Source organism: Gordonia aurantiaca, assembly GCF_039939235.1.
Taxonomy (GTDB): Bacteria; Actinomycetota; Actinomycetes; order Mycobacteriales; family Mycobacteriaceae; genus Gordonia.
Window position 1 is genome coordinate 1 of sequence record NZ_JBDUUF010000009.1, and the last position, 17,714, is coordinate 17,714.

Genomic DNA, 17,714 nt, shown 5'->3' on the forward strand with positions numbered 1-17,714 from the left:
GCGAGGTGGTCGTGATACATCCTCACAGCCCGCTCGCGGGTCTCTGGATCGAACTTCCTTGGTGCAGCCATACCGGCATTCTCCTGGTGAGATCACGGTCTCCACCAGACCCAGGACGGTTCATCGCCCGACACCGCCTCGCCGCACCCGGCACCGGCGCCCAGATCCGCGACCACGGCCATGTTGTCGCCCTAGATCAGGCAGCCATGGCTGCCGCGGTCACCGGCGGCAGACCGCATCGTCGCAAAGAACGCATCCCACCCGGCCAACAAGCCCTCCAGGCCGCAGAACAGTTGCGCCACAAAACAACCACGACCGAGGACACATCGGTTCATGCCGGACCATCGGTCATCGATATGAGCGTGTACGAACGCGCCGCCCAGAACAGGACCCAACTGCCATGACCACCAACACCACCACGACACCCAAGCCGCAGAACCAGATGGCGGTCTCGACCTATCAGAAGTTGCGGGGCCACCTCGCCGTGCTCAAACTCGACGCGGCCGCTGAAGCACTGCCTTCGGTGCTGCAGACCGCCGGCGACGAAGAGTGGTCGATGACCCAGATGCTGGAGCACCTCCTGGCGATCGAGGTCTCCGCGACCGAAGCCCGCCGTCTGGCCGGCCGGTTACGGTTCGCCTGCCTACCCACCCCGGCCACCCTCGACGGGTTCGACTACGACGCCGCTCCTGGCGTCGATCGCCAGCTCATCCGCGAGTTGGGCACCTGCGCCTACCTGGAATCAGCGACCAACGTGCTGCTCATCGGGCCACCCGGGACCGGCAAAACCCACCTCGCAGTCGGTCTGGCCCGCGCCGCGGTCCACGCCGGCTACCGCACCTACGTCACCACCGCCGCCGATCTGGCCGCCCGCTGCCACAAAGCCGCCATCGAGGGCCGCTGGGCCACCTGCATGCGGTTCTTTGCCGGACCCACGCTGCTGGTGATCGATGAACTCGGCTACCTGCCACTACCCGCCGAGGCCGCGTCAGCGTTGTTTCAGGTTGTCGCACAACGCTATTTGAAAACCAGCATCGTGATCACCACCAACAGGTCGGTGGCCGAGTGGGGTGAAGTCCTCGGCGATACCACCGTCGCCGCGGCCATGCTCGACCGGCTACTGCACCGCTCCGTCGTGCTCAAACTCGACGGCGACTCCTACCGCCTACGCGACCACCACGCCCGCTCCCAAAACCAGCGCACCGCGACCACACCGACCCGACGAACGCTAGAGTAGAAGCCGCCTTTGGGTGGGGAATTTCAGTGAGCACACCTGGGGAAGATCGACGAGCCTCGTCACCCGCGCCCGGAGCCGGGCCAGCTCCTGCTCGGGCGTCTCCGGTCCGTCCGGCGACGGTGTCCCGCTCGGACTCGTGAGACGCGGGATCGTGGTGCCGTCGGGTGCGGTCTTCTTGCCCGTGCCGTACTGGTCCACCCAGTGCTTCAGGGTGCCCCGCGCGACCCCCAAATCGGCGGCGATGCCCTTCAGCGTCGCGCCCGGGGTGGACTCGTACAAGTCGACGGCCTGACGACGGAACTCTTCGGAGTAGTTCTTCCTGGCCATGGTTCTCGGATCATCTCGCTTCCCCAGCACCAAGTGCTGGATTCAGCGTGTCCAAGAACCGGGGTCAGGCCCCAGGCCACCACGTCATGGCGAATGTCATCACCCAGCGCTGCTGTAATGATGCGAGCTGCGTACCGGAGTGTCCGGTCGACTGCATTCGTCCCACACCGGGCCAACCCGAGTTCGCAACCGCCGAGATGCTCCACATCGACCCCGAAACGTGCATCGACTGCGCTGCGTGTACCTACGTGTGTCCCACTGACGCAATTGCTTTCGAAGACGACCTGTCGCCGGAGATGGGCCGTTTCAAGTCCGTCAACGCGGATTACTTCGCCCAGCATCCACTGCGCCCGACCCCACCCATAGCGCCCCTGAGGAAGGAGCCGACGCAGGAAACGTTGCGTGTGGCGGTCGTCGGTTCCGGACCGGCGGGTTGTTACAGCGCGAAGGAACTCCTTCGGCAGGGCAATGTCCGGGTCGACATGTTCGAGAAGTTGCCGACACCGTACGGACTCATTCGGTACGGCGTCGCCCCGGACCACCTCGAGACCCGCGGTGTAGCAACGATGTTCGACTCCGTGCTGGATGATGCGTCCTTACGGTTGTTGCTCAACGTCGAGGTTGGTCGCGATATCAGTCACGAGGAATTGCTCGAGCACTATCACGCCGTGATCTACTCGGTGGGGGGCGTCGGTTGACCGCGAATTTGACATCCCTGGTGCTGATCTCACGGGTTCGGTGGCGGGTTCGGAGTTTGTCGGATGGTACAACGGCCACCCGGACCACACTCATCGGAGCTTCGACCTTTCCAGCGGCACTGCGGTGATCATCGGCAATGGAAACGTCGCGCTCGACATCGCACGTGTGCTCACAATGTCGCGTGATGAGCTGCTGGCCACCGACATTCCGGATCACGTCGTCGACGCTCTGGACAGTAGCTCCATTCGGGATTTGGTGGTCGTCGGGCGTCGCGGCCCGCAATATGCGGCGTACACGGCGCCCGAGTTCATGGCGCTGGGTAACCTGCCCGCCGTGGATCCGGTCGTCGATGAACGCGAACTGCAGATCCTGACCGAGATGGGGAGCCTGAAGAACGGCGAGTCAGCAGAGGGGGAGGTCGACAGCCTTAAGTTGACTCTCGCTCGAGAGTACGCCGGTAGGTCGACGGACGATCCGGACCGCAGACGTATCCACTTCAGATACGGCCTGGCACTTGCCGAGCTCATCGGCGACGACCGGGTTCGCGCCGTCCGATTCAACAGAACCGTTGAGAACACCGAAGGGGCCGACCTGTCGAGGGGGCCGGCATTCGAGACGATCGAGGCCGGCCTGCTGATACGCGCCATCGGGTTCCGCGGCCAGCCGGTCCCCGGCCTTCCGTTCGACGCGGCCCGGGGGGCGTGCCCAACGATCGTGGCCGGGTGCTCGACAGCTATGGTCGTCCGGTGCCTGGGACCTATGTCACCGGTTGGATCAAACGCGGAGCCCGTGGCGTCATCGGGACGAACAAACTCTGCGCCCAAGAGACCGTGACGCAACTGCTCGACGACCTCGCCGCGGACAAGCTGTCGGCACCGCAGACATCCGCGACCCAGGTGTACGACTTGATCACCTCACGTGTGCCTCGCGTGCTGGGAAAGAGCGACTGGACCACGATCGATGCCGCCGAAGTGGAGCGTGGACGCATGCGGGGACGTCCCAGATCGAAGTTCACGACGCGTGCGGCACTGATTGCGTCGGCGACGGGGCCGGAAGGTGCTGCGCTCCCGGTCGATTCCCGGCCGGCCCACTGACGATTGACGTGTGCCGCGGCAGTCTTGGGCCCGCGCCGACGATGACCCTTCGTTCTGACCTCTACCGCCCTCGCACCGAATTCCGGGCGTCCACCAGCCGGCCGCGTACCGAACCTTCGAGCCGGGTACAGATGGCTCAGGTCCGGTCGTGGTCCGACGCGGGCGGCCGGACCCTGGCCCACGTATAGACATGTTTCGGTGCGGCCACGATCTCCATGATCTCGGCCGCACCGACGCCAGGTAGGGCCGCGATGGTGCCTTGTGCGACTTCCATCAACCTCGGGCGCGACCTAGTCGCTTTCCAAGGGCTGGGCAACCGCGATGGTAGCGGAGCTCCCCGGACTGGGAATCGATCACGCCGCCGATTACGGCTCGCTATGAGAGGTAGATGCTCGAGAATCTGTGGGAGATATCGTAGAGAACGAGGAAATTTCGGACTTCATTCAGCGCCAGTGCCGCTCGAAGGTGAACTGTCCTCGGTCGTGTGGCAGCGATCTGAGGCCGGTGCGTGCGCTCAGCTGATTCCCGACGACGTTGGCACGATTTCGTGTGTCACCGGCGGCAACAGTCTGTGAACGCTCACGACCAAGCGCCTGGGACCGGGGACCAGATTCGAGTCGACGGTGACGACGGGAGGGCTGAGGTGCTGACTGGTTCTGATGCGTGATCGCGACGCACAGATCTTCGCTTAAATAGATGGGGAGCGTTCCGCGGAACGCTCCCCATCATTTGTTCGACTCCGGTGGTTTGTTCGTCGCCTGGGATCTGAGCGGACGGTCCAGCCTATGGTGTCGCAGTCTGTGTCGCCGGGCGGACGGGCGCGTCAGCAGTGGCCCGCGACCGCAGCGCAATCAGTTCGTTGTGATCGGAAATCAGCTTCTTGGCCAGTGCGACCACCCCGAACGCCATGGCGATGGCATAGACGCCGGCCAGCCACCCGAGCCACTGCGGAGTGTCCGAATGCAAGGTTACCCAGACGGGCCAGGCGCAAATCGCATGAGTTCCGCCGAACGCGGTAGGGGCCACGACGAGGATCGCCAGTCGGCGCCACCCGTGCAACACGTCCTCGAGGGTGATCAGCAGCCAGATGCCGAAGCATGCGACCGCGCCGTTGACGAACGCCCACCACAGCGGGAACTCGAAGAGAGTGAACGGTGAGAAGTCATAGTAGACACCGACATTCAGCATCGATGCCCCGACGTACTCGACGAACAGGTCCATCGCGAAGACCACGGCGAAGATCCTCCACAGGTCTGTTCCCCGCTGAACGAAGCGTGACCCGATGTACACGGTCCCACCCCAGAAGAGGGTGTAACCCAGCAGGAGAAAGGCTGGCTGGGGGACACCGATCGCGGTGTACACGACCCATGGATTGTCGGTTGCGTACCAGACCTTGCCCATGGTGTCGACCACCGACTCGAGCCCTACCGACAGCAGGCCGCTACCGAGCATGAGAAGCGGGATCGCGTCCCTGTTGCGGATGGAGTAGATGCAGCACCAAATCGCAACCACGACGAATGCGGCAGCGACGATGGCGGTGAACACCCAAGCTGCGCCGGATGCTTCGAGCTCGACCGGTCGTGTGTCCATGATCGCCAGCACGGTCGATGACGGCCTTGGAGTTGTGATCACTGTTCCCTCTCAAACTCTGATGCGACGCGACCGCGCGTCTCGCGTCCCGTCTGCGTTGGATGGCTAGTAGTCATGTGCGTAGGAATGGCCCTCCGAAGGTGTCGAAAGTTCTCATGAGTCCACAATGTAGGCAATTATCCGCCGCATACCCGATTGTGGAGTGCGCATTCGGCAAACTGGGCTGGGTGGCCTATTGTCTGTTCGCTGACGGCTTTCCTTGGACGAACAGTGATCGTCTCCGCTCGCGTTGAACCCCGGGTCACCCGCGAGAGAAGGCGGTTCGTGCCACTCGCAGCCGCTCGATAAACATCGGCGACTCTGGGCTACTCGAGAGCGTCTCGCTCCCGGGCGTCTCACGAACGCATGATTAGCTTCGTGGGATAAGCGACGATGAGGACGAACAGGCCCAGCACGAAGGCGATGACGGTGATGGTGACCAGTACCGCCTGCTCGGCAGCCTCTGCAACTCGTCGTGCTGCGGGAGCATCAGACCCCACCTACGAGAGGGGGGGCCGATCCGGCCGAGGTTCGTCGGAACCTCGGTTTGTGGTAGACGCCGTCGAACCGGCCGCGATTCTCCGTGAACGGGAACACCTCCACGCCCCCTGTCACCCATGCGCGGTCCGTGGGCAGGTCGCACAGCCACAGCGATCTGACGAACGCTCAAGCGCCGTCGGCGAATCCGTCTTGGCGCGCGCAGAGGATCTCGCTGACCTCGGCAGGCAGGAGGCCGCTCGTGACGCACAGGTCGGTGTGGTTCTGTCGATCCTCATACGAACAGATTGATGTGTCACGACGGGTCGCATGTTTTCCGTTTACCTGTGGTCCGAGTGGACCGGCTGGAAGTCGGCAGACGTACGGTGCGGGATCCCAGCCGGTCCACTCATATCAGAACTTCTCGCCTGTAGCGGCTTTCGCGCGCAGCGATTCGGTCGGCTCGAACCGCGGGCCGTACTTCTTGTGGAGTTCGTCGGCACGCTCGACGAATCCCTTCAGGCCGCCGGGGTATCCGTTGATGTACTGGATCACGCCGCCGGTCCAGGCGGGGAAGCCGATGCCGTAGACCGAGCCGATATTCGCGTCGGCGACCGACCGCAGCACACCCTCATCGAGGCAGCGGATGGTGTCGATGGCCTCGGCGAACAACATCCGTTCCTTCATATCCTCGAAGGGGATGGTCGGGGGAGCCGACCCGAACGCAGTGCGCAGCCCCGGCCAGATCCTGACGCGTTTGCCGTCGGCGTAGTCGTAAAAGCCTGCGCCGGAGGAGCGACCCCTGCGGTCGAATTCATCGATGAGCCGGTCGACGACCGCCTCGGAGCCGTGCGTGATCCACTCCTTGCCTTCCGCGATGGTCGCCGCCTTGGTCTCTTCACGGATTTTGCGCGGGAGCGTCAGGGTCAGTTCGTCGTAGAGCGCCAGCGGTGGCGCGGGGTATCCTGCCTGCATGCCGGCCTGCTCGATCGAGGCGGGTTCGATACCCTCTCCGACCATCGCGATGGCCTCGTCGAGGAACTTGCCGATGACACGGCTGGTGAAGAACCCGCGGCTGTCGTTGACGACAATCGGTGTCTTGGCGATCTGTTGGGCGAAATCGAATGCGCGCGCCAGAGATTCGTCGCTGGTCTGCTTGCCGACGATGATCTCCAGCAGATCCATCTTGTCCACCGGTGAGAAGAAGTGCAGTCCGATGAATGCATCCGAACGTTCGACTCCTTCCGCCAGGCCGGTGATCGGAAGGGTTGACGTGTTCGACCCGAGAAGCGCGTCGTCGGTGAGGTGGGGTACCACCTCGTTGATGACGGTCTTCTTCAATGCGGGATCCTCGAAAACGGCCTCGATGAGCAGGTCGGCGCCCTTTGCATCTTCGACTCGGTCGGTGGGGAGGATGCGGTCGAGGAGCGCCCGGCCCTTCGCCTCGGTCACCTGGCCGCGTTCGATGGCTTTGCGGACGATGCCCTCCGAGTACGCCTTTCCTTTTTGGGCACGCTCGACGGTGACATCCTTGAGGACCACATCGATGCCGGCCTTCGCGCAGACGTAGGCGATGCCCGCTCCCATCATACCGGCGCCGAGGACGACGACCTTGGATGCTGTGCGGGTCGGGTATCCATCCGGCCGCGAGCCGCCGGACTTGATGCGGTTGGCATCGAAGAAGAACGTCGAGATCATGTTCTTCGCGACCTGTCCGGTCGCCAGCTTCGTCAGGTACCGAGACTCGATCGTCGACGCGGTGTCGAAGTCGACCTGGGTACCCTCTACCGCTGCCGACATGATCGCAATCGGTGCAGGGAGATTCGCGCCCTTGGTCTGCTTGCGGAGCGTGGCCGGCAGCGAGGGTAGGATCGCCGCGAAAGCAGGGGTGGCCGGAGTTCCGCCAGGGATTCGGAAGCCCTTCGAATCCCAGGGTTGGGCGGCTTCGGGATTGGATCGGATCCAGTTCACCGCGGCTTCGATGAGTGCTTCCGGGGTATCCACGACCTCGTCGACCAGGCCCACTCCGACGGCCTTCTCGCCGCGGAACGCCTTACCGGTCATCAGGATCTCGGTCAGGGCCTTGGTAACCCCGAACATGCGGACCGTGCGGGTGATCCCGCCCCCGCCGGGGAGGAGGCCGAGGTTGACCTCGGGAAGTCCGACCGGAGCAGAGGACAGCGCGACGCGATGGTGGCAGGCGAGGGCAATCTCGAGACCACCTCCGAGTGCGGCGCCGTTGATCGCGGCGACGACGGGGCGACCGAGTGTCTCGAGACGACGTAGATCAGCCTTGATCGTCTCGGCGGAGGTGAAGAATTCCTCCGCATCATCGGGCTTCAGGGCCAGGATGTCATTGAGGTCGCCGCCGGCGAAAAAGGTCTCCTTGCCCGAGGTGAGGACGACACCGGTGATGGAGTCGACCTCGGCATGGAGCCGGTCGACGGTTGCTCCCATGGATGCGATGTAGTCGCGGGTCATGGTGTTGGAGGACTTGATGGGGTCGTCGATGGTGAGCACGACGATCCCGTCCTCACGTCGATCCCAGCGGATGATGTTGTTGTCGGTCATTTCTCGAGATTCTTTCCTGGGAGAGATCGGTGGTCAGACGCGTTCGATCAGGGTTGCGATGCCCATGCCGCCGCCGATGCACAGCGTCACGACGGCCCGTCGCTGGTTGCGGCGTTCGAGCTCGGAGATCACCGTTCCGGTGAGCATGGCCCCGGTGGCGCCCAGCGGATGCCCCATGGCGATCGCACCGCCGTTGACGTTGAGCTTCTCGTCCGGGATCTTCAGGTCCTTCTGGTAGCGCAGTACTACGGATGCGAAGGCCTCGTTGATCTCGAACAGGTCGATGTCGTCGACCGTCAGGTTGTGTTGGGCGAGGAGCTTCTGAGTGGCGGGGGTGGGGCCGGTGAGCATGATGGTCGGGTCGGAGCCGGATACAGTGGAGCCGACCACACGCGCACGCGGGGTCAGGCCGTTTGCCTCACCGGCCTTCTCACTACCGACGAGGACGAGTGCGGCACCGTCCACGATGCCCGAGCTGTTACCGCCGGTGTGAACGTGGTTGATGGTTTCGACGTAGTGATACTTCTGCAACGCGACGGCGTCGAAGCCGCCCTGAGAACCCATGTCGGCGAAAGCAGGACGGAGCTTGCGGAGGCTCTCGACGGTGGTCTCCGGCCGCATGTGTTCGTCGCGGTCGAGCACGACGATGCCGTTGTCGTCGCGCACCGGCACCACGTCACCGCTGAAGTAGCCATTGTCCCATGCCTGCTTGGCAAGTCGCTGCGAGCGTGCCGCGTACGCGTCGACATCCTCGCGGCTGAATCCCTCGATGGTGGCGATCAGGTCGGCGCCGATGCCCTGAGGCACGAAATAGGCATTGAAATTGGTGGCGGGATCGTTCGCCCAAGCGCTGCCGTCGGAGCCGATCGGCACCCGTGACATCGATTCGACACCGCCGGTGAGGATCAACTGCTCGTCGCCGCTCTTGACCTTCTGCGCACCGAGGTTGACGGCTTCGAGCCCGGAGCCGCAGAACCGATTGAGCTGGACGCCGGCCACCGTTTCCGGGAGTCCGGCAGCGAGCGCGGCGGTCCGTGCGATGCAGCCGCCCTGCTCCCCGATCGGGGACACGACGCCCAGGACGATGTCGTCGATGGTCTGCGGATCCAGGGACCGGTTGCGCCGCTGGATCTCGTCGATGAGGCCGACGAGGAGCGAGATCGGTTTGGTGCCGTGTAGGGAACCATTCTTGCCCTTGCCTCGAGGTGTGCGTATCGCGTCGTAGATGTAGGCCGCTTCGGACATGTTCTTTCAGAATCCTCTCGTCAGAGTGATCGGGAGATCAGTTCTTTCATCACTTCGTTCGCGCCGGCGTAGATCCGCTGGATGCGTGCATCGGCGTACATCTGGCCGATGGGATACTCAAGGGTGTAGCCGTATCCGCCGAACAACTGCAGGCAACGGTCGATGACCGAGCACTGCTGATCCGACAGCCAGTACTTGGCCATAGCGGCGGTCGTCGCGTCGAGCTCGCCGGCGAGGTGCTTGTCGATGCAGTCGTCGACGAAGATGCGTGCGACCCGCGCGACGGTGGTGCACTCGGCGAGTTCGAACCGTGCGTTCTGGAAATCGAATAGTCGCTGCCCGAACATCTCTCGATCCTTCGCGTAGGCGATGGCGAGGTCGACGGCCTTCTCGATGGCCGCAGTCGCCGCGACCGCGAGGATCAGGCGTTCGGACGCGAGTTGCGTCTTCAACTGGCGGAAGCCCGTGTTCTCCTGTCCTAGCAGCGCACTTGCCGGTACGAATACCTCATCGAAGGTGAGGGTGGTGGTGTCTTGGCCGCGCTGGCCGATCTTGTGCATCGGCTTGCCCCGAGAGAACCCCGCCACCAGGTCGCCGGTGACAGGATCGACCAGGTCGACGATGAACAGCGAGATACCGGCGCCGCGGGCCTCGGGGTCGGTCTTGGCCGCAACAATCACGACGTCGGCGTTGTAGCCGTTGGAAATGAAGGTCTTCTCACCGGTGATCCGGTAACCATCTGCGGTCCTGATTGCCCGGGTCGTCATCGACTGCAGATCCGAACCGGCGCCCGGTTCAGTCATGGCGATCGCCGCGACGACCTCGCCGGACGCGATTCGGGGAAGCCAGTATTTCTTCTGCTCTTCGGACCCGTACGCGTTGATGTAATGCGGGACGATGATCGAATGGACGCCGAGATGTAGTGAGGTGTCGCCTGCCAGGGTCTGCTCGGTGAGCAGCGCCGCCTCGTGCGCGAACGTGCCACCGCCACCGCCGTATTCCTCCGGGATCGACATACACAACAGGCCGAGTTCACCGGCGCGCCGGTAAGCCTCCTTGTCTGGATGACCTTGTGCAGCGAACTTCTCGGCTTGAGGCGTCACCACCGTGGCGAAGAAGTCTCTGCTGAGTGCGGCGACCGCGGTGACGTCTTCGGTCATCCAGGCCGACTGCATGTATGGGCGGTTGAGTTGGGCAGCTGTCATCGTCCTACCTCTGAGTCCATGGGTATCGAGTGAGGTGCGGTCACTCACGTCTTCTAGGGACATTGCCACTGTTGTTGACAGATTGTCAACGACGCAGCGCGAATTTGCGTAACGAATAGCCAACTGGCCTGCGTAAGTGCGACTCGCGGTTGGCGGATATGGGAGCGTGCTGAAACAGTGTCGGCACCATTTGGTGGTGTCTAAGCTGACATACTGTCAACTAATCGAGTGGTATCACCGGAGGGAGAGCGGGTCACAATGGGTGTAGAGGTCAGTGTCGAGGGGCTCACGAAGTCGTTCGGCTCGCAGAACATCTGGCGTGATGTGACGTTGACCCTGCCGGAGGGCGAGGTGTCGGCGCTGCTGGGTCCGTCGGGTACCGGCAAGTCGGTGTTCCTGAAGACCTTGATCGGTCTGCTGCACCCGGAGCAGGGTTCGGTGATCATCGACGGCACCGACATCACCAAGTGCTCGGCCAAGGAGCTCTACGAGATCCGCAAGCTGTTCGGCGTCCTCTTCCAGGACGGCGCGCTGTTCGGCTCGATGAGCCTCTACGACAACATCGCTTTCCCGCTTCGTGAGCACACGAAGAAGAAGGAACACGAGATCCGCGACATCGTGATGGAGAAGATCGACCTGGTCGGTCTGACCGGTGCGGAGGACAAGCTCCCCGGTGAGATCTCCGGCGGTATGCGCAAGCGTGCCGGCCTCGCGCGCGCCCTCGTGCTCGATCCCCAGATCATCCTGTGCGACGAGCCGGACTCTGGTCTGGATCCCGTTCGTACCGCGTACATCTCGCAGCTGTTGATCGACATCAACGCGCAGATCGACGCGACGATCCTGATCGTGACCCACAACATCAACATCGCGCGCACCATCCCGGACAACATCGGCATGTTGTTCCGCAAGGAGCTGGTGATGTTCGGTCCTCGCGAGCAGCTGCTGACCTCGGAGCAGCCGGTGGTCAAGCAGTTCCTGGCCGGCGACCGCTTCGGTCCGATCGGCATGTCGGAGGAGAAGGACGAGGCGGTCCAGAAGCAGGAAGAGGCGATGCAGGCCGCGGGTATCTCCGGTGGTGGTACCAAGGAGGACTTCACCGAGATCATCCCGCAGGTGCAGCCGAATCCGGGCATGCCCGAGCGCAAGGCGGTCAAGCGTCACCGCGAGCGCGTGATGGCGATGCTGCACACCCTGCCGCCGCAGGCCCAGGAGGCGATCCTGCGCAGCATGGAAGAGGAAGACCGTATCCGCGCCGAGAGCGACGCGCATGCCTCGAATGTCGCTGCCGGCGCTGCCGGTTGGCGGGACACGCCCACCGAGGTCCTGCCACAGATCTGAGGCCCGGTCCCGAGCGGAGACGCCCGCCGGCGGCACACCGGCCCCGGGTCAGTCCCGCGCCTCCGCGCTGATCTGCGCAGGTCGGCCGTCGATCGTCGGGACCTGCGCACGACGACGCTCGATCTCCTTCTCCAGGGAGTCGATGAACTGCTGGGCCGTCCACCGCAGGGTCTCCCGGTCCTCGGGGAGCGTCGACTGCGAAAAGCCGGTCAGCACGTAGTTCGGCCAGCACGAGTACCGGTGCGCCGCGACCGGGTCGCCGAGCAGTTCCAGCATGATGTCGTAGACGACCTTGTAGCGCGCATGGTCGGCGGCTTCCTGGACCTTGCGGACGTCCGGGTCCATGTTGGCCCATGTGCGGATCGCCGCCTCGGCCTGATGGGGCAGGGCGACCGCGAACTCGATGAGGTCCTTCATCCGCTGCAGCGGGTCGGAGACCGACTGGACGGCCGCGACCTCGAGTTCGGTGCGCGAGGCCAGCCAGTGCTCGATCAGCTGGCCGGTGTAGTCCGACCAGTTCTTGTAGAAGTGATAGAACGAGCCGCTGGTGACGCCGAGTCGCTTGCAGACCTCGGACAACTTGAGCGCGCTGTATCCGGAGTCGGCGAGGATCGTCAGGCCGGTTTCCAGATACAACTCACGGGTCGTTGTCGGTGCCATGCGGCAACCGTATACAAATACCTGCCGGTTTGGATATCGGCGTTGTGCCGTTTTTGTCTGGTCACCGGCACGAAGATGCGCGAACGGGCCGTGACCCGACGAGGATCGCCCGTCGCTGGTCCCGGCCCGTCGGCCAGAGATATCTAGTGTTCGGTGGGGCCTACGGCGCCCAGGTCCGCGGTGCGGCCCCGTCCTCGGCGGCCGGGGTCGAGGTGACGCGGTAGGCGCGGTTGACCGCCGAGACGACGGCTCGCAGGCTCGCGGTGGTGATCGACGACGCGATGCCGACGCCCCACACGGTCTCGCCGTTGACCTCGGTCTCGACGTAGGCCGCGGCGCTGGCGTCACCGCCGGCGGTCAGTGCGTGCTCGCTGTAGTCCAGGACCCGGACGTCGTAGCCGACGGTGCTCAGAGCGTCGACGAAGGCCGCCAGCGGGCCGTTGCCCGAGCCGGTGATCTCGCGTTCGGTGCCCTCGACCTTCACCACCGCGGTGATGTGGTCCTCGCCGCCGTCGACCTCGGCCGCGTCGACCCTCTGGCGCATGCGCTCCAGCGGCCAGATCGGGTGCAGGTAGTTCTCGGCGAAGACGTCCCACATCTCCTTCGGGCTGACCTCGCCGCCCTCGCCGTCGGTGATCTTCTGGATCTCGCGGCTGAACTCGATCTGCAGGCGCCGCGGCAGGTTCATGCCGTGGTCGGCCTTCATGATGTAGGCGACGCCGCCCTTGCCGGACTGGCTGTTGACGCGGATGACGGCCTCGTAGTTGCGGCCGACGTCCTTGGGGTCGATGGGCAGGTACGGGACGGCCCAGATGATGTCGTCGACGTCCGCGTCCTGCGCGTCGGCGTCGAACTTCATCTGGTCCAGGCCCTTGTTGATGGCGTCCTGGTGGCTGCCGGAGAACGCGGTGTAGACCAGGTCGCCGCCGTACGGGTGCCGCTCGGGGACGTTCAGCTGGTTGCAGTACTCGACGGTGCGACGGATCTCGTCGATGTCGGAGAAGCTGATCTGCGGGTCGACGCCCCGGCTGAACATGTTCAGTCCCAGGGTCACCAGGCACACGTTGCCGGTGCGCTCGCCGTTGCCGAACAGGCAGCCCTCGATGCGGTCCGCGCCGGCCATGTAGCCCAGCTCGGCCGCGGCGACGGCGGTCCCGCGGTCGTTGTGCGGGTGCAGGCTCAGGATGATGGAGTCGCGACGCTGCAGGTTGCGGTGCATCCACTCCACCGAGTCGGCGTAGATGTTGGGCGTCGCCATCTCGACGGTGGCCGGCAGGTTGATGATCATCGGGTTCTCCGGGGTGGGAGCGATGATCTCGGTGACCGCGTCGCAGACCTCCTTGGCGAAGCTCAGCTCGGTGCCGGTGTAGGACTCGGGCGAGTACTCGAAGCGCCAGTTGGTGTCCGGGTACTTCTTCTTCTCCTCCAGGACCAGGTGCGCGGCATCGGTCGCGATCTTCACGATCGCCGGCTTGTCGGCGCGGAAGACCACGCGGCGCTGCAGCACCGAGGTGGAGTTGTAGAAGTGCACGATGACGTTCTTGGCACCGCGGCACGCCTCGAAGGTGCGCTCGATCAGTTCCGGACGGCACTGGGTCAGGACCTGGATGGTGACGTCGTCGGGGATCGCGTCGTCCTCGATGATCTCGCGGACGAAGTCGTAGTCGGTCTGGCTCGCCGACGGGAAGCCGACCTCGATCTCCTTGTAGCCCATCCGGACCAGCAGGTCGAACATGCGTCGCTTGCGGGCCGGGCTCATGGGATCGATCAGGGCCTGGTTGCCGTCGCGCAGGTCGACCGCGCACCACAGCGGCGCCTTGGTGATGACCTTGTCGGGCCAGGTGCGGTCGGGCAGCGAGATCTTCTCGACCTCGTCGGCGAACTGCCGGTAGCGGTGGACCGGCATCGCGGAATTGCGCTGCGGATTCCAGGAGGGCTGGTCGGCGGGGATCGGGCCGGAGGGCTCTACGATGCGGCTCGCGCCGGACGAAAAGTTGTCTGCAGGTGACATTTCGGGGTCATTCTCCGTGTCTGAGTGGAAAGTGACCGGCGCATGAAAGGGCCCCGCGACGGAGGGCCGGTCGTATCAGACCCCGCCGCGGCAACCGAGGAGGAGTGCACGCTGCATACGTGCGACTGTACCCCCCGGCGCCAATGAGACAAAAAATCGCAGGTGAAAGCGTATCGATCCCCCCTTGTGTAGATCCACCCCGACCCCACTTCGGAGGGTGGCACAGTCGAGCCCCCCACCACAGGATATGACACACATCTCATCCGATCGATCGAGTGACAGAGATCATTCCTGTGACCACTGGGGTTCGGTCGGTGGATGCACGGGCCACCCAGCCCGGATCCGACGACGGCCGTGCAACCGAAGACGCGGCCGCCCGCACCCGAAGGACGACCTCAGTGACCACGATCCCCGCTGACCCGCCGACCCCCGCTGACCCGCCGACCTCCGTACCCGAACCCGCCGCGCGGGAGAAGACCAGTTTGAAGCGCGTCGCGGCCGCCAGTTCGATCGGCACGACCATCGAATTCTACGACTTCTTCATCTACGGCACCGCCGCGGCATTGGTCTTCCCGACCGTGTTCTTCCCGGCCGCCGACGAGGTGACCGGGACCATCGCCTCCTTCGCGACGTTCGCCGTCGCGTTCTTCGCGCGCCCGGTCGGCGCAATGCTCTTCGGGCACTTCGGAGATCGCATCGGGCGCAAGCGCACCCTGGTGTGGACGCTGCTGATCATGGGCATCGCGACCGTCGCGATCGGCCTCCTGCCGGGTTATGAGACCGGGGTCTTCGGCTTCGCGGACTCCGGCATCGGTATTGCGGCACCGATAACCCTTGTGGCACTGCGGTTCCTGCAGGGCTTCGCGGTCGGCGGCGAATGGGCCGGCGCGACGCTGCTCACCGCCGAGTACGCGCCTGCCGGCAAACGCGGCCTGTACGCCATGTTCCCGCAGCTCGGACCGGCCTTCGCCTTCTTCCTGTCCAGCCTCACGTTCCTCATCGCGTCACTCACCCTCGGCGAGACCAGCTCGGCCTTCCTCGACTACGGCTGGCGCATCCCGTTCATCCTCTCGTTCGCGCTGGTCGCCGTCGGCCTGTGGGTCCGGCTCGCCGTCGCCGAGACCCCTGTGTTCCGGGAAGCGCAGCGCCGCAAGGAGATCGAGGGCTCGTCGAACGAACCCGCACTGCCGTTCCTCGACGCCTTCCGCTACCAGTGGAAGGAGATCCTGATCGCCGGCGGTGCGCTGGCGAGCCTGTTCTCGCTCTTCTACATGGGCACCGCGTTCCTCACCAACTACGGCACCAAGAGCCTCGATCTGTCCCGCACCTTCGTGCTCAGTGCCGGCATGATCGCGGCGATCATCTTCGGCCTGTCCACCGCCGCGTCGGCGATGTGGTCGGACCGGGTCGGTCGACGCCGCGTCATCCTGACCTCCTGCGCGGTCGCGGTCCCGTGGGTGCTGGTCCTGTTCCCGATCCTCGAGATCGGCGGCGGCATCGCCTTCGTCGTCGGTCTGGTCGGCACGCTGCTCATCTTCGGCATCGCCTACGGGCCGGCCGGCGCGCTGCTGCCCGAACTCTTCGAGGCCCGCTACCGCTACACCGGCGCGGGCATGGGCTACAACCTCGCCGGCATCCTCGGCGGCGCCATCCCGCCGCTGATCGCAGCGCCGCTCATCGCCGGTCCCGGTGCGATCTGGGTCGGCGTCCTGCTCGCCGGACTGTCCGCGATCAGCGTGATCTGCACGATCGCGATCGTCGAGACCAAGGACAAGGCGATGGGGGCCGAGGCCGTGGCTGCAGAGGCGGAGCCGGTCCTCGTCGGCTAGCGACGTCGGCCGAGCCGGGTCCCGCGCAGCCGGCATGCGGCACGGCCGCACCGGCCGCGCGCCTTGGGCCCGCGTCGCCCCCCGGCGAGCGGACGAGGCGAGCCACGAGGGGTCGGTGACATGACGTCGCCGGGTCTTCGTGGCTCGTCGTCGTCGGCAACACCGCACGGTGAGTCGGTGTCGGACAGTGCCCGTCCGAACACGCCGCCCTCGGCAATCGGGCGGTCACCCGGACGGCGTGGCCGTGCGTCTCCTCGCTCACGGCCTCGCATCGAATGCAGGCGTGCCCCAGCGCCGGGCGAAGGCGACCTCGCTCAACGGGAGTCGGGTGCGGGGGCGCTGGTCGCGTTCGCGGATCTCGTTCGGCAGCGAGTCGGGGTCGGCGAGTGCGCCGATCGCGAGCAACACCAGCGGCCGCTTGTCCGACGGGATCCCGAATGCCTCGACCGCGGCGTCCGCGTCGAATCCGGCCATCGGGTGCGCGTTCAAGCCGAGTGCGACGGACTGCAGGATCATCTGCGACACGGCCAGCCCGACGTCCACCGCGGCGTACGTGTGCTCCTTGGGGTCGTCGGGCCGGTCGGTGGTGCACACCAGGACGAGTGCCGCCGACCGCGGCGCCCATCCGGCGTTGCCGCGCGTGAGGACCCCGGTGAGCGCCTCGAAGGTGTCGTCCCCGCGACGGCCCACGATGAACCGGACCGGCTGCATCCGCCCCCAGGTCGGGGCCCAGCGCCCGGCGTCGACGATGGTCTCGAGATCGTCGACGGAGATGGTGGCGGCCGGGTCGTAACCGCGTGCGCTCCAGCGAGCCTCCATGAGTTCATGCACGCGTCCGAGGGTAGCGGCGTGCTTCCGGGAGGCCTGACCGCCGACCATGCATGATGTCGAATTGGCGATTCGGTATGTTGGACGCGATGTCGCCAGGGGGGAGCACGACGACATCGTCCACGAGCAAGAAAGGGGGGACCGTGGCCTTCACGGATGGGCATACGCGGGCGCAGCGGATTCCGGCGAGTTGGCAGAGTCGCTTCGCCTTCTTCGACGCACACGGGTCACCGGCGGGAACGGCGTATCGGGAGGCGTTACGGCAGTCGCCCTTGGGACTGCGTTGCCGGATCGCGTTCAACCCGCTCGCGTTCTTCTTCGGGGCGTTCTACTTCTTGTGCAAGGGCATGTGGCGAAAGGGTCTGGCGATCCTCGGATTCGTCGTGGTGGTCTCGATCGTCCTGCTGCCCTTCGACACGCCGTCGCAGGTCGACCTCGCCATCGGGTACGGGGTGAGTGCGGTGTGCGCGACGACCGCGAACCACCAGTGGTATCTCCACGTGAGGCGGAACAGCCGATCGTGGAATCCCTTCGAGGGCATGAGCCGCAGGAGGTCCTGACCCG

12 protein-coding genes and 3 pseudogenes are annotated in these 17,714 nt (G+C 65.0%); 6 read left to right on the top strand and 9 right to left on the bottom strand.

Features of this window, described 5'->3' with window-relative positions; all coding sequences use genetic code 11:
- Positions 1 to 404, top strand: a pseudogene (locus ABFT43_RS17005) (hypothetical protein); the annotation flags it as partial.
- Positions 401 to 1,237, top strand: a complete 837-nt coding sequence (gene istB / locus ABFT43_RS17010) for an IS21-like element helper ATPase IstB (RefSeq protein WP_168702525.1) — start codon at positions 401 to 403, stop codon at positions 1,235 to 1,237. The pseudogene ABFT43_RS17005 and the gene istB, both read left to right, overlap by 4 nt.
- Here the strand turns inward: istB and ABFT43_RS17015 are convergent.
- Positions 1,235 to 1,564: pseudogene (locus ABFT43_RS17015) on the bottom strand (transposase); the annotation flags it as partial. The gene istB and the pseudogene ABFT43_RS17015 sit on opposite strands and share 3 nt — an antisense overlap.
- A gap of 86 nt (positions 1,565 to 1,650) precedes the next feature.
- Between ABFT43_RS17015 and ABFT43_RS17020 the strand changes: the two are divergent.
- Positions 1,651 to 3,357, top strand: a pseudogene (locus ABFT43_RS17020) (FAD-dependent oxidoreductase).
- 783 nt (positions 3,358 to 4,140) lie between these two features.
- Here ABFT43_RS17020 and ABFT43_RS17025 read toward each other — a convergent pair.
- From ABFT43_RS17025 to ABFT43_RS17045, 5 genes are all read right to left on the bottom strand, one after another.
- Positions 4,141 to 4,959 (bottom strand): hypothetical protein, encoded by an 819-nt coding sequence (locus ABFT43_RS17025; protein WP_347961508.1) that lies wholly within the window; start codon positions 4,957 to 4,959, stop codon positions 4,141 to 4,143.
- Positions 4,960 to 5,342: 383 nt separating this feature from the next.
- Positions 5,343 to 5,486 (bottom strand): hypothetical protein, encoded by a 144-nt coding sequence (locus ABFT43_RS17030; RefSeq protein WP_347961509.1) that lies wholly within the window; start codon positions 5,484 to 5,486, stop codon positions 5,343 to 5,345.
- Between the two features lie 391 nt (positions 5,487 to 5,877).
- Positions 5,878 to 8,034 (bottom strand): 3-hydroxyacyl-CoA dehydrogenase NAD-binding domain-containing protein, encoded by a 2,157-nt coding sequence (locus ABFT43_RS17035; protein ID WP_347961510.1) that lies wholly within the window; start codon positions 8,032 to 8,034, stop codon positions 5,878 to 5,880.
- 33 nt (positions 8,035 to 8,067) lie between these two features.
- The gene (locus ABFT43_RS17040; RefSeq protein WP_347961511.1) at positions 8,068 to 9,279 is read right to left on the bottom strand and encodes an acetyl-CoA C-acetyltransferase; all 1,212 of its coding nucleotides are present in this window, start codon (positions 9,277 to 9,279) and stop codon (positions 8,068 to 8,070) included.
- Between the two features lie 20 nt (positions 9,280 to 9,299).
- A complete protein-coding gene (locus ABFT43_RS17045) occupies positions 9,300 to 10,484 on the bottom strand; it encodes an acyl-CoA dehydrogenase family protein (protein WP_457590177.1) in 1,185 nt (394 codons plus the stop codon).
- 258 nt (positions 10,485 to 10,742) lie between these two features.
- On the opposite strand from ABFT43_RS17045, the gene ABFT43_RS17050 reads away from it, so the two are divergent.
- Positions 10,743 to 11,822, top strand: coding sequence for an ABC transporter ATP-binding protein (locus tag ABFT43_RS17050; protein ID WP_347961512.1), 1,080 nt, complete (start codon positions 10,743 to 10,745; stop codon positions 11,820 to 11,822).
- A 48-nt stretch (positions 11,823 to 11,870) separates the two neighbouring features.
- Here the strand turns inward: ABFT43_RS17050 and ABFT43_RS17055 are convergent, their stop codons facing one another.
- Together ABFT43_RS17055 and leuA are read right to left on the bottom strand one after the other, a co-directional pair.
- The gene (locus tag ABFT43_RS17055) at positions 11,871 to 12,482 is read right to left on the bottom strand and encodes a TetR/AcrR family transcriptional regulator (RefSeq protein ID WP_347961513.1); all 612 of its coding nucleotides are present in this window, start codon (positions 12,480 to 12,482) and stop codon (positions 11,871 to 11,873) included.
- Between the two features lie 160 nt (positions 12,483 to 12,642).
- Positions 12,643 to 14,493, bottom strand: coding sequence for a 2-isopropylmalate synthase (gene leuA / locus ABFT43_RS17060; protein ID WP_347961514.1), 1,851 nt, complete (start codon positions 14,491 to 14,493; stop codon positions 12,643 to 12,645).
- Positions 14,494 to 14,891: 398 nt separating this feature from the next.
- Here leuA and ABFT43_RS17065 point away from each other — a divergent pair, with 398 nt between their 5' ends.
- Positions 14,892 to 16,322, top strand: a complete 1,431-nt coding sequence (locus ABFT43_RS17065) for an MFS transporter (RefSeq protein ID WP_347961515.1) — start codon at positions 14,892 to 14,894, stop codon at positions 16,320 to 16,322.
- A 258-nt stretch (positions 16,323 to 16,580) separates the two neighbouring features.
- Here ABFT43_RS17065 and ABFT43_RS17070 read toward each other — a convergent pair whose 3' ends face one another.
- Complete coding sequence (locus tag ABFT43_RS17070) at positions 16,581 to 17,153, bottom strand: nitroreductase family protein (RefSeq protein ID WP_347961516.1); 573 nt, start codon at positions 17,151 to 17,153, stop codon at positions 16,581 to 16,583.
- A gap of 140 nt (positions 17,154 to 17,293) precedes the next feature.
- On the opposite strand from ABFT43_RS17070, the gene ABFT43_RS17075 reads away from it, so the two are divergent.
- Positions 17,294 to 17,710 carry a DUF2628 domain-containing protein gene (locus ABFT43_RS17075; RefSeq protein WP_347961517.1) on the top strand — a complete coding sequence of 139 codons (417 nt, stop codon included), beginning with the start codon at positions 17,294 to 17,296 and terminating at the stop codon, positions 17,708 to 17,710.
- Positions 17,711 to 17,714 lie beyond the last annotated feature (4 nt).

What these genes read in the sequence shown, in the direction of transcription:
- istB (WP_168702525.1), top strand. Translation starts at nt 401, where the DNA reads ATGACCACCAACACCACCACGACACCCAAGCCGCAGAACCAGATGGCG.
- ABFT43_RS17045 (WP_457590177.1), bottom strand. Translation starts at nt 10,484, where the DNA reads ATGACAGCTGCCCAACTCAACCGCCCATACATGCAGTCGGCCTGGATG.
- leuA (WP_347961514.1), bottom strand. Translation starts at nt 14,493, where the DNA reads ATGTCACCTGCAGACAACTTTTCGTCCGGCGCGAGCCGCATCGTAGAG.
- ABFT43_RS17035 (WP_347961510.1), bottom strand. Translation starts at nt 8,034, where the DNA reads ATGACCGACAACAACATCATCCGCTGGGATCGACGTGAGGACGGGATC.
- ABFT43_RS17050 (WP_347961512.1), top strand. Translation starts at nt 10,743, where the DNA reads ATGGGTGTAGAGGTCAGTGTCGAGGGGCTCACGAAGTCGTTCGGCTCG.
- ABFT43_RS17055 (WP_347961513.1), bottom strand. Translation starts at nt 12,482, where the DNA reads ATGGCACCGACAACGACCCGTGAGTTGTATCTGGAAACCGGCCTGACG.
- ABFT43_RS17040 (WP_347961511.1), bottom strand. Translation starts at nt 9,279, where the DNA reads ATGTCCGAAGCGGCCTACATCTACGACGCGATACGCACACCTCGAGGC.